This is a genomic window from Kaistia dalseonensis, assembly GCF_030814715.1.
Classification (GTDB): domain Bacteria; phylum Pseudomonadota; class Alphaproteobacteria; order Rhizobiales; family Kaistiaceae; genus Kaistia; species Kaistia dalseonensis.
Genome location: NZ_JAUSVO010000005.1, coordinates 337,671 through 348,941 on the forward strand (window position 1 = coordinate 337,671; position 11,271 = coordinate 348,941).

Here is an 11,271-nt window from a genome sequence, read left to right on the forward strand (position 1 = left end):
CCGCAACGCGGTTTTGACCCTCCCTCAAGGGGAGGGTTTAGAAAGAAAGAGTACTACTTCACCGTCGCGACCGTGATCTTGCCGTCGATCACATCGGTCTTGAGTGCTTCGAGCCTGGCCTTCACATCGGCCGGAATCTTGTCCACCACCTGCGGGCAGAGCAGCAATTCGACGCCGCCCGACTTCAGATCATAAGTGTGGATGCTGCCCGGCTCGATGCCCTTGCCGTCGACCACGTCCTTGACCAGGCTGTAGACGGCCACGTCGGCCTTCTTGAGCATGCTCGCCATGACATGGCCCGGTGCGACGTTGCACTGGTCGATATCGACGCCGATCGAGTATTTGTCGGCCGCAGCGCTCGCCTGCAGCACGCCCTCGCCGGTCGGGCCGGCGACGTTGTAGACAATGTCGGAGCCCTGGCCGTAGAGCGCCATGGTCAGTTCGCTGCCCTTGGCGGGATCGTCGAAGGTACCGGCAAAGACGGAATCAAGCCTGATATCGGGAGCCGCGGTCTTGGCGCCCTGCTCATAGCCGGCGAGGAAGTCGCGGATCACGGGGATGTCGCGGCCGCCAACAAAGCCGATCGCCTTGCCATCGCCGAGGCCCTCGACCGCGCTGCCCTTCTCGGCCATCAGCGCTGCGAGCGCGCCCGCCATGAACGAACCCTGGTTCTGGGCGAAATTGGCGTAGATGATCTGCTTGGAATCCAGCACGCCGTCGATAAAGACGAATTTGGTATTCGGATAGGCGGCGGCGGTTTTCTGCAGCGCGTCGACAAGTTCCCAGCCCATCACGAAGACCAGGTCATACTCGCCGCTTTTGGCGATGTTGTTGAACTGCTCTTCATAATCGAGCGCACGATTGCCCGTGTCGACGAGCTTCACTTTGACGCCGAGATCCTTCTCGGCCTTCTTCAGGCCATTGACGATCGATACGCCGAAGCCTTGGGCGAAATAGCCCGAGATGGCGGCGATATGGACGTCCTTGGCGAGCGCGGCCTGGCTTGCGAGCGCAAAGGCCGTGGCGCCGCAGAGCGCGACAAGACGACGGGACCAACTGGACATGATGACCCAAACCCCTGGAGTTGGAGAGCACATTCTTCGTCGAAGGTGTCCATCCCGACCTGCCCGGAGCGCGGTCATTTTCCCTGCACCGCTGCACCGGATCGTTGATGGTCATACAATCCTGCGCGAGTTTGAAATTTTGTCAATCGGCTTGGCGCGATCAGAATTTAGTCAGACCCCGATGAATTTCCCACGCAGCGATGGCACATGAAAAAGCGCGGGATCCCTGCGTGACCGACATCCGGCAATCGCAGGTCAGCTCGATCGAGCACCGCGGCAATCCTGACATTGCAGCCTTGGCCGTCATTGCTGCCGCTCCCGTGACGCATATGGCGACTTTTGGCCCAACGTGACCAGACATTGGGCTCCCGTCTCCTCATCATGCCTATTATGAGCGCAGGAATACGTGATTGACAAAGAGCGAAACCGGCGCTCAGACTTGTATGATCATCAATGATATTTGCGTTGATGCAATGGCACGCAGCTTGCTGACAGCCCAGCCGAAGACGAGGGACGGAATTGACAGGGCGCCCGCCGGATGAAAGGCGCACGCCGATGTCCTTTTCAACATTCAAGGAGATTCCATGATCGTCGCGGTGACTGGATCGAGCGGACTTCTCGGACGCGCGATCGTGGATGCCCTGATGGCGGCCGGACATGAGGTGCGCGGCATAGACACCGTGCCGGCACGCACCGCCGTCACCTCGCACCTGACCGCCGACCTGACCGATTTCGGCGAGATGGTCATGGCGCTCAAGGGCGCCGATGTCGTCGTCCATGGCGCCGCTATTCCGCGGCCAACGGGACGAACGGCGACGGACGTGTTCTCGACCAATATCGCGCTCGCCTACAATGCCGTCGAAGCCTGCGTCGTGCTCGGCATCAGGCGGTTGATCTATGCTTCGTCCTTCAGCGTGCTCGGCTTTCCCTTCTTCGTGAAGCCGATCGACATTCATTACCTGCCGGTCGACGAGGCACATCCCAACGCGCCGCAGGATGCCTATGCGCTGTCGAAGACGCTCGGCGAGGACATCATCGACGCGGCCGTGCGGCGCGGCGCGCTGGACGCTGTGAGCCTGCGCATGCCGTGGATCCAGAGCGCCGAGACCTTCCTGAGGGAAGTCGGTCCACGCCGCGCCGGCAAGGATTCGGGCCGCGACCTCTGGAGCTATATCGATGCGCGCGATGCCGCCGCCGCCTTTTTGGCCGCAGTCGAGGGCAAGACGACGGGCCATGTCCGCCTCTTCCTGAGCGCCGCCGACACTTATAGCGAGACGCCGACCGCCGATCTCATCCAGGCCGCCTTTGGCAATCTTCCCCTCAAGAAGCCGTTGCCCGGCCACGCGGCCGTAATCGATACCGATGCGGCGCGCGCGGCGATCGGCTTTGTACCCAAGCATTCCTGGCGGGAGTATCAGTGATGGCGAACGGACGTTTCGACGGCAAGGTCGTTCTGGTCACGGGCGGCGCGGGCGCGATCGGATCGGCCGCATGCCGCCGCTTCGCCTCGGAAGGTGCGACCATTGTCGTGGTGGACCGCGACGGCACGCGAGCCGAGGAAACCGCCCAAGCGCTGCGCGCATCGGGCTATAATGCGATCGGTGTCGCCGCCGATGTCGGAGACGAGATCGAGGCCGAGGCCGCGATCGCAGCCGCCATATCTGCCTTCGGGCGGCTCGATATCGTCTTCAACAATGCCGGCATTTCCGGCAAGGTCGCGCCCGTCTACGAACTCTCCATCGCCGACTGGGACGAGATCGTGCGGATCAATCTGCGCGGCATATTCCTGATCCAGCGCTTCGCCCTTCGCGCCATGATCGAAGCCAAGACCCGCTGCGGGTCGATCATCAACATGTCGTCTTCGATGGCCGGTTGGGACGTGCTCGCCGGCGGCGCCGGCTATGCCTCGACCAAGCATGCTGTTCTGGGGTTGACCAAGGTCGCGGCCTTCGACGTCGCGCGTTATGGCATCCGCGTCAACGCGGTCTGCCCCGGCGTGATCGAGACGACACTCGGCGTTCCGGCCGAGGACCAGGCGGGCTATCGTGCGGGGATAGAGCGCTTCGCCAACCGCATTCCGCTGCGACGGATCGGCCAGCCGGGGGATGTCGCAGGCCTCGTTGCCTTCCTTGCCTCCGATGATGCGCTGCACATTACCGGCGCCGGCTATCTGATCGATGGCGGCCAGACCATGCAGAGCTGGGCCAACGCGCCGGAGGCCGACGCCTATCCGCTGGTGCGGTAAGGCGGCGGCTGGCTCCGCGTAACCTCTCTCGCGAGGAGAGGGGTTGAGACCGGTGCTACCGCTTGCGACGGCGCAACTGGTCGAAATAGACGATGATGATGATCAGCCCGCCGGTGATGATGTACTGCCAGAACGAATTGACGTTCAGCAGGTTGGCGCCATTGCGGATCGTCGCCAGAATGAAGGCGCCGAGGAGCGGCCCCCAGACCGTGCCGACCGCGCCGAACAGGCTGGTGCCGCCGATGACCGACGAGGCGATCGCCTGCAATTCCCAGCCATTCGCCTGGGTCGCATTGCCCGTGCCGGTGCGGGAAGCGAGCATGACGCCGACGACGGCCGCGCAGAGCGCCGACAGGATATAGGCGGTGTAGATCACGCCACGGACGTTGACGCCGGACAGGCGCGCGGCCTCCGGATTCGATCCGACCGCATAGAGATAGCGGCCATATTTACTGAAATGCAGGTAGATCACGGCTGGCACCGCCACCACGATCACGATCCAGAACAGATTGGGGATGCCCAGGAACTCGCCACGCGAGAAGCCGGTGAAATCGTCATTGGTGATGTTGATCGTCGAGCCATTGGTGATCAACAGGCCGACGCCCTGCAGCGCGGTCAGCGTCGCCAGCGTGATGATGAAGGGCGGCAGGCCCATGCGCACGATGCCGAAGCCATGAAACGCGCCGATCGCTACGCCGACGAGCAGCGTGATCGTGATCGCGATCGGAACCGGCACGCCGCCCTCGATCAGGAGCGAGACGATGACGGTCGTGAAGCCGACGATCGCGCCGACCGACAGGTCGATGCCGGCGGTGATGATGACGAAGGTCTCGCCGACGGCGAGGATCGCGATCATCGCGCCCTGGCGCGCGAGATTGGAAATGTTGCCGGGGGTCGCGAATGTCGTCGTCGCGATCGACAGCAGGATGAACATCAGCAGCAGCACGGCCACCAGCGAGAGGCTGAGCAGATTGTTGAAGTTCAGCTTGCGTCGCGGCGCGATCTCACCCTGTGTCGTGGTCTTCTGGCTCATGGACCGCATTTCCTCTGGACTGTTCTTTTCGGCGCGCTTTGTTGATGGAGAGAGCGTCCCATGCGGGAAGCCGCACTAGACGCCGATCGCCTCGCTCAGGATCTGTTCGTGTGAAACGGCCTTGAAGCCGTGCGTCGCGACCTGCCGGCCGGCGCGAAAGACGTGAAACTGGTCGGCCAGCTCATAAACCTCGGGCAAGTAGGACGAGATCAGGATGATCCCCGCCCCCTTCGCCAGCAGCGCCGAAAACAGCCGGTAGATCTCGGCCTTGGTGCCGACATCGACGCCCACCGTCGGCTCATCGAAGATGAAGAGCTTGGCGCCGTGGTTCAGCCATTTGCCGATCACGATCTTCTGCTGGTTGCCGCCGGACAGGCTGAGCGCGAGCGCATTGCGGCTTTGCGTCTTGATGCGCAGATCCTGGATCTGGCGGTCGGCATGTTCCTTCTCCATCCGTGCGGAGATGGTCACGCCCTTGGTCAGCCGGTCATAGACCGGCAGGTTTATGTTGTGGCCGACGCCCAGATTGAGGCAGAGCCCCTGGTCGCGCCGGCTCTCTGGCGCAAGCGCGATGCCGAGATTGATCGCATCGCGCTCGTTGCGGATCCTGACGGGCCTGCCCTCCCAGACGACCTCGCCGCTCTTGATCGGATGGCGGCCGAAAAGGCTGGTGACGAACTCGCTGCGGCCTGCGCCGATCAGGCCGTAGAGGCCGACGATCTCGCCCGCGCGCACGCTGAGCGAAATGTCCTCGAACCCCTCGCCCGAGAGGTTCTTTGCCTCGATCAGCGTGGCCCCGAGCGGGATGGTGTCCTTGTGATAGACCTGCTCGATCGAGCGGTTGATCATCATGGCGATCAACTCGTTCTCGTCGGTCGCGTCGATATCGCGTGTGCCGACGAGTTGGCCATCGCGCAGCACCGAGACGCGGTCGGCGAGCTCGAACACTTCTTCCATGCGATGACTGATATAGACGATGGTGACGCCCTCGGCCTTCAGCCGGCGGATCAGCGCGAAGAGCTGCGCCGCTTCCTGGCGGGTCAGATAGGCGGTGGGCTCGTCGAAGATCAGGAATTTGGTGCCGCGCGTCGCGGCGCGCGCGGTTGCGATCAGCTGTTGCTGGCCGATCGTAAGATCCGAGAGCAGCACCCCGGCCGGCAGGTTGAAGCCCAGTTCGTCCAGGACCTTCTGCGCATCGGCCACCATCTGCCGATTCTTGAGCAGGCCGTAGCGCACTTCCTCGTCGCCGAGGAACATGTTGGCCGCGACCGTCAGATGCGGGCAGAGCACGACTTCCTGGTGCACGGCATTGATGCCGAGCGCGATCGCCTCATGCGGGGTGGAGAGTGGTACGGTCGCGCCCAGCCAGACGAGTTCGCCCGACGTGCGCGGATGAACGCCGGTCAGGAGCTTGATCAGCGTCGACTTGCCGGCGCCGTTTTCACCGACGATGGCGTGGATTTCGCCACGCCTGAAGGAGAGATCGACCGACTTCAGGGCGTGGGTGCCCGTAAAGCGCTTGTCGAGCTTCCTGAGTTCAAGGATAGGCACGCTCGACGGAGCGATGCCGCCCGCGGCTTCGGCGACGTTCAACGCATTCATGGCACGACCCGATCTGAGAAAAAGCCGGCGCGCATGGTGCGCGCCGGCCCGTTTGTCAGGCCTCGATCACTTGACCTTGGGATTGAGGAGCTCCTGCGAACGGGGCTCCTTCATGTTGGCGGTCGTGATCAGATTGGCGCCCGTATCGACGAAGGGGGCGACCTTCTCGCCCTTGGACGCGGCCAGCGCGGTCTTCACGCCGTCATAGCCCATGCGGTAGGGGTCCTGGACCACGAGCGCGGCGATCACGCCGTCGCCGAGGAACTTCACCAGCTTGTCGTCGCTGTCGAAGCCGACCAGCTTGACCTTGTCCTGCGCCTTGTTCTCGGCGACGGCCTGTCCGGCGCCCTGGGCCTGGATCAGGTTGGACGCGAAAATGCCGCGCAGGTTCGGGAACGCGGTCAGAAGGTCGGTCGTGATGTTGAGGCCGCCATTGGCCGTGCCATCCGAAACCTTGTCGGCCACGAGCTTGATGCCAGGATATTTGGCGGCGAGCTCTTCCTTGAAGCCCTTGGCGCGCTCGTCGAGCGAGCCGACACCCGGCAGATGAGTGATGAGGGCGACTTCACCCTCGGGCTTGCCGTACTTCTCGGCGATCGCCGCAGCGAGCCCGTCCGCGGCGATGCGCCCGCCCTGCACGTTGTCGGTGGTCAGGAACGAGGTGAAGGCCTTGGAATCGGCGGCGGAATCGATGCCGATGATCTTGACCGACTTCGCAGCCTCGTCGATCGGCTTGCCGAGAGCGGCGCGCTGGGTCGGCGAGATCACGATCGCGGCCGGCTTGCCGGCGACGGCATTCTCCAGAATGGTGATCTGGCCGTTGATGTCGGCTTCGGACTGGGCGCCGAGTTCCGGCACGTTGACGTTCAGATCCTTGCCTGCGGCGCGGGCGCCGGCGAGCACGATCTGCCAGTAGAACGACGTCGTATCCTTGACGATGATCGGGATCGTGACCTCGGCGGCGCTGGCCGGAACGGCCGCGAGCCCCGTGGCGATGACCGCCGCGCCGGCCATGAGGCCAAAGCCACGACGAGTCAGAATCCTAGCGTTGAATGACATTTCCGATTCCCCTCCCAGAGAAAGCGCGATCTCGAACGAAGCCACCAGCAACACAGCGCCATCGTCGCCGGCGTCTTTTATCGTTATTAGACATTCGACATGAGCAGATTAGACACAGGCCCAGCGTGATGGCAACTGCCATCCCAAGACCTCGATGGCGCTGCCGAGACTTTCTCGATTGCACCATGTCGCGCATCCGGTATCTTATCCATAATGGACTGCTCTCGCCTGCTCAGCGATTTGGCTGTCGCCGCTTCAGCCCAAAGAATGAGCACCCGGAATCAATCGTCACCGGGTAGCTGAAGCCTTTCTGATCCAACGACGCGAACCAATCGGCCCGATCCCGCATGACCAAGCCGAACACGCTCTTCAAGGAGGCCTACAACAGCTGCCTCGGCATGCTGTCCATGGACGCAAGCCTGCCGTCGGAGACGGAACTAAGCGCAAGGCTGAAGGTGAGCCGGACGACGGTGCGCTCCGTGCTCACCGCCATGGTCGATGCCGGCCTGCTCCATTGGGAGAAGACCTCCAAGCAGGTGATCCGCCTGCCGGTTGCGGCCGACTATTTCCCGGACAGCGAGACGGATTCGATCTCGTCGGTGATCGAGCGCGCCTTCATGGCACGCATTCTGTCCGGCAGGATGACAATGGGCGACCGCATCAGCGAAGCCGACCTCGCTCGCGATATCGGCGTGAGCACCTCCGCCGTGCGGGAGTTTCTCATTCGCTTCTCGCGCTTCGGCATCATCGAGAAGCAGCGCAATCGGCACTGGGTGCTCAAGGGCTTCACCGAGGAATTCGCGCTCGAACTGTTCGAGGTGCGCGAAATGTTCGAGATCCGCTCGACCCACGCCTTCATCCGCCTGCCGGCGCAGCATCCAGCCTGGACGGCGCTCGAGCGAATCGAGGCGGAGCATCGCGCGCTGCTCGAGGCGATCGACACGCGCTATCGCGATTTCTCCGAGCTCGACGAGCGCTTCCACCGGCTCATCCACAACGCCTCGCAGAACCGCTTCATCCTCGAATTCTACGAGATCATCTCGATGATCTTTCACTACCATTACCAATGGAACAAGGCGGGCGAGAAGGAGCGCAATCGCGTCGCCATCGAAGAGCACCTGCGCTATGTCGAGGGTCTCCGATCACGCTCGCTGATCGATGCCGAATATCTCTGCCGCAAGCACCTGATCTCGGCACGGCAGACACTGTTGACCTCGCTCGAACAGCCGACGCCCTCGAGCGAAGTCCGCAAGCGGCTGCGTCCTGCGCTGATCGCCTGAAGCGCCGTTCGATCTTACGGCCCGGCTCTCTCCCCAGCCCCCATCAGATGCCTCCGCTTTTTAGGCAACGAACAACCTTCCATCTCGACAATTTTGGAATTTCATTCCTTATTGCGCCCGCGCGCTCTGGCTAGTTTCGGCTCGTCAAGACCATGACCGCGGCTGTCCCACCGGCGCGCGACGGGTGGAAAAGAAACCGGAGCGGCGAGCGATCGACCGCACGGTTCGTGCGTTCCGAGAAGGACAAGAAAATGAAGACGACGTTTCTCTCATTGGCTCTCGCGGCCGGGCTGACCGCGCTCGCTTCGGGCGCCTCGGCGGAGGGTCTGGCAGGCGCGCCGGCCCCGTTCGACAAGGGTGGGGTCAAGATCGCCGTGGTGAGCTTCCTCGGCTCCGGCGATTGGCTGCAGGCCTTCGAGGCGGGCGTGAAGCGCCAAGCCGAGGCGCTCGGCATTGAGGCCAACATCTCGCAGGCTCGCAACGACATCAACCAGGAGCGCGAGCTGATCCAGCAGGCGATCAATCTCGGCGTGAAGGGCATCATCATCAATAACGGCCAGCCGGAAGCGCTGAAGGACGTCGCGCAGGCGGCCATCGACGCCGGCATCCCGGTCGTCGCCTATGACGTCAACATCGACAATCCGAAGATCCCCCAGATCGAGCAGTCCGATGCCGACATGGCCCGCCTCGTGCTCGAGCAGGCGATCAAGGACCAGGGCGAGACCTTCGATGGCGGCGTCGTGTATGTCGCCGGCTTCGCACCGCTCGACCGCCGCTATGCGGTCTGGAAGGACTTCCAGAAGAAGTACCCCGGCATCAAGGAAATCGCGACCTGGGGCGTGGTGAACGACACAGTCGCCGCCTCCGTCGCCGACCAGACCAAGGCCGTGCTGGCTGCCAATCCGTCGCTCAAGGTCGTGTTCACACCGTGGGACGAATTTGCCCGCGGCGTGAAGCTCGCCATCGACGAGGCCGGCGTCGCCGACAAGGTCAAGATCTACGGCGTCGACATCTCGACTTCGGACATCCAGGCCATGCGCGAACCCAACAGCCCCTGGCTTGCCACCGCCGCCACCAATCCGGCCGTCGTCGGCGAAGTCTCGGTCCGCGCCCTGGCGCAGCTGATCGCCGGCGAAGATCCGGGCCATAGCGTGCTGATCCAACCGACGCTCGTCACGCAGAAGACCCTGATCGACAACGACATCAAGACGATCGAGGAACTACAGGCCAAGTTCCCGGCCTTCAAGGACAGCGACGCGGCCAAGAAAGACTGGATTCCAGCCGCGAAGTAAGGCGGAAAGCCTCGTCCTTTCTTAAACCCTTCCCTTGAGGGAGGGTCAAAAGTGCGCAGCACTTTTGGGGAGGGGCGCTTGAAGCCCCGGGACGGGGAAGAACGCTTCGGCTTGCCGAAGCTATCTTCTCCGGCCATAGCCCCCTCAACCGTCATCCCGGGCTTGACCGGGGATCCATTCAGCGGTGAACGGTTGCGGCTGCATGGATCCCCGCTTTCGCGGGGATGACGGATGGGACGGGGATGGTGCATGGAGTGGAATGGCCGACACGCTGATGAAAGCCGAACTGCCGGGCATGGCCCGGCCGTTTCAATCAAGACCAACTGAAAAGCCGCGAAACAAATGCCCCTTCCGACACCCGACTATGCCCGCAACATCCGCCTGATCGGCCATTCCGACCAGGGCGGACGGCCAGATGCGCTGCAGGTCATGGTGCATCGGGGCTTCGCCTATGTCGCGCATCCCTGGTCGCAGGGGTTTTCCATCATCGATGTGCGCGACCCGAGGAAGCCGGGCGAGACTGTCTTCGTTCCCGCGCCGCCGAACACCTGGACGATCCATCTGCAGACGCATGAGGATCTGCTGCTGGTCATCCACGCGCGCGATCTCTTCGCCGATGCCGCCTTCGCGGTCGACGAGAAGGTCTATTACACCAAGTCGGTCGGCGAGACGGTCGGCACCGCGTCCGGGGCGAAAGCCGCGCGGAACTGGTCGGCCGGCATGGCGATCTACGACATCTCCAAGCCGACCGCGCCGCGGCCAATCGGCTTCTTCCCGGTCGACGGCGTCGGCATCCATCGCATCTGGTATGTGGGCGGCCGCTACGCCTATGTCTCGGCGCTGGTCGACGGCTATAGCGACTATATCTTCATGATCGTCGATCTCGACGACCCGACCAAGCCGGTCGAAGCCGGGCGCTGGTGGATCCCCGGCATGCATCTCGCCGGCGGCGAAGAGCCCAGCTGGGGCGAAGGCCGGCGCTTCGCGCTGCATCACGGCCTTGTCGAGGGCGATACGGCCTATGCCTGCTGGCGCGATGGCGGCCTGACCATACTCGACATCGCCGACAAGGCCGCGCCGAAGCTGATCACCCACCGGAACTGGTCGCCGCCCTATGGCGGCGGCACCCATTCCGCCCTCCCTTTGCCGAAGCGCGATCTTCTAGTCGTCGCGGACGAGGCCGTGCTCGACCATGAGGAAGACGGCCGCAAGCGGACCTGGATCTTCGACATCCGCGATCCCGGCAACCCGATCTCGATCGCGACGCTGCCGACCCCCGCCGAGACCGACTATAGCGCCAAGGGCGGGCATTTCGGCCCGCATAATCTGCATGAGAACCGGCCGGGCAGCTTCGTCTCGGACACGCTGATCTTCGCGACCTACCAGAATGCCGGCGTGCGGGTCTTCGACATCTCCAATGCCTATGAGCCGAAGGAGACGGGCGCGCTCGTTCCCGCCGCGCCGGAGCGAATGGTCGACAAGCGCGGAAACCGCCCGCGCGTGATCCAGTCGGCCGATCTCTTTGTCGACGCGAACGGCATCATCTATTCGACCGACTACAATGCCGGCCTCGCGATCATGGAGTATGGCGGCTGATCAGCGGCAAACCGCCCTTATTCGACCCATCCTCGTCCTTTTCTTCCCCCTCCCCCTTGTGGGGAGGGTCAGGGAGGGGGTACCGACGCCGATCTCGGGG

At 63.3% G+C, this 11,271-nt stretch carries 9 protein-coding genes; 5 read left to right on the top strand and 4 right to left on the bottom strand.

Features of this window, described 5'->3' with window-relative positions:
* Positions 1-53: 53 nt before the first annotated feature.
* Entirely contained in the window at positions 54-1,064 is a 1,011-nt protein-coding gene (locus QO014_RS18755) for a BMP family lipoprotein (RefSeq protein WP_266350268.1), read from the bottom strand.
* Positions 1,065-1,648: 584 nt separating this feature from the next.
* Here QO014_RS18755 and QO014_RS18760 point away from each other — a divergent pair.
* Together QO014_RS18760 and QO014_RS18765 are read left to right on the top strand one after the other, a co-directional pair.
* Positions 1,649-2,485 carry an NAD-dependent epimerase/dehydratase family protein gene (locus QO014_RS18760; protein WP_266350269.1) on the top strand — a complete coding sequence of 279 codons (837 nt, stop codon included), beginning with the start codon at positions 1,649-1,651 and terminating at the stop codon, positions 2,483-2,485.
* Positions 2,485-3,309, top strand: coding sequence for an SDR family NAD(P)-dependent oxidoreductase (locus tag QO014_RS18765; RefSeq protein WP_266350270.1), 825 nt, complete (start codon positions 2,485-2,487; stop codon positions 3,307-3,309). The genes QO014_RS18760 and QO014_RS18765 overlap by 1 nt, the downstream gene beginning before the upstream one ends.
* A 55-nt stretch (positions 3,310-3,364) precedes the next feature.
* Here the strand turns inward: QO014_RS18765 and QO014_RS18770 are convergent, their stop codons facing one another.
* The 3 genes from QO014_RS18770 to QO014_RS18780 form a co-directional block, all read right to left on the bottom strand.
* Positions 3,365-4,342, bottom strand: a complete 978-nt coding sequence (locus tag QO014_RS18770; RefSeq protein WP_266350271.1) for an ABC transporter permease — start codon at positions 4,340-4,342, stop codon at positions 3,365-3,367.
* 75 nt (positions 4,343-4,417) lie between these two features.
* Positions 4,418-5,944, bottom strand: a complete 1,527-nt coding sequence (locus QO014_RS18775; RefSeq protein ID WP_266350272.1) for a sugar ABC transporter ATP-binding protein — start codon at positions 5,942-5,944, stop codon at positions 4,418-4,420.
* Positions 5,945-6,010: 66 nt separating this feature from the next.
* The gene (locus QO014_RS18780; protein ID WP_266350273.1) at positions 6,011-7,003 is read right to left on the bottom strand and encodes an ABC transporter substrate-binding protein; all 993 of its coding nucleotides are present in this window, start codon (positions 7,001-7,003) and stop codon (positions 6,011-6,013) included.
* A gap of 347 nt (positions 7,004-7,350) precedes the next feature.
* Here QO014_RS18780 and QO014_RS18785 point away from each other — a divergent pair, with 347 nt between their 5' ends.
* The 3 genes from QO014_RS18785 (at position 7,351) to QO014_RS18795 (ending at position 11,171) form a co-directional block, all read left to right on the top strand.
* The gene (locus QO014_RS18785; RefSeq protein ID WP_266350274.1) at positions 7,351-8,283 is read left to right on the top strand and encodes a GntR family transcriptional regulator; all 933 of its coding nucleotides are present in this window, start codon (positions 7,351-7,353) and stop codon (positions 8,281-8,283) included.
* A 251-nt stretch (positions 8,284-8,534) separates the two neighbouring features.
* Complete coding sequence (locus tag QO014_RS18790; protein WP_266350275.1) at positions 8,535-9,575, top strand: substrate-binding domain-containing protein; 1,041 nt, start codon at positions 8,535-8,537, stop codon at positions 9,573-9,575.
* Positions 9,576-9,917: 342 nt separating this feature from the next.
* Positions 9,918-11,171, top strand: a complete 1,254-nt coding sequence (locus tag QO014_RS18795) for an LVIVD repeat-containing protein (RefSeq protein WP_266350276.1) — start codon at positions 9,918-9,920, stop codon at positions 11,169-11,171.
* The last annotated feature ends 100 nt before the right edge of the window (positions 11,172-11,271 follow it).

Bases quoted from the DNA above. Each gene is read 5' to 3' on its own strand.
- QO014_RS18790 (WP_266350275.1), top strand. From the start codon at position 8,535: ATGAAGACGACGTTTCTCTCATTGGCTCTCGCGGCCGGGCTGACCGCG.
- QO014_RS18785 (WP_266350274.1), top strand. From the start codon at position 7,351: ATGACCAAGCCGAACACGCTCTTCAAGGAGGCCTACAACAGCTGCCTC.
- QO014_RS18780 (WP_266350273.1), bottom strand. From the start codon at position 7,003: ATGTCATTCAACGCTAGGATTCTGACTCGTCGTGGCTTTGGCCTCATG.
- QO014_RS18775 (WP_266350272.1), bottom strand. From the start codon at position 5,944: ATGAATGCGTTGAACGTCGCCGAAGCCGCGGGCGGCATCGCTCCGTCG.
- QO014_RS18755 (WP_266350268.1), bottom strand. From the start codon at position 1,064: ATGTCCAGTTGGTCCCGTCGTCTTGTCGCGCTCTGCGGCGCCACGGCC.
- QO014_RS18795 (WP_266350276.1), top strand. From the start codon at position 9,918: ATGCCCCTTCCGACACCCGACTATGCCCGCAACATCCGCCTGATCGGC.
- QO014_RS18770 (WP_266350271.1), bottom strand. From the start codon at position 4,342: ATGAGCCAGAAGACCACGACACAGGGTGAGATCGCGCCGCGACGCAAG.
- QO014_RS18765 (WP_266350270.1), top strand. From the start codon at position 2,485: ATGGCGAACGGACGTTTCGACGGCAAGGTCGTTCTGGTCACGGGCGGC.
- QO014_RS18760 (WP_266350269.1), top strand. From the start codon at position 1,649: ATGATCGTCGCGGTGACTGGATCGAGCGGACTTCTCGGACGCGCGATC.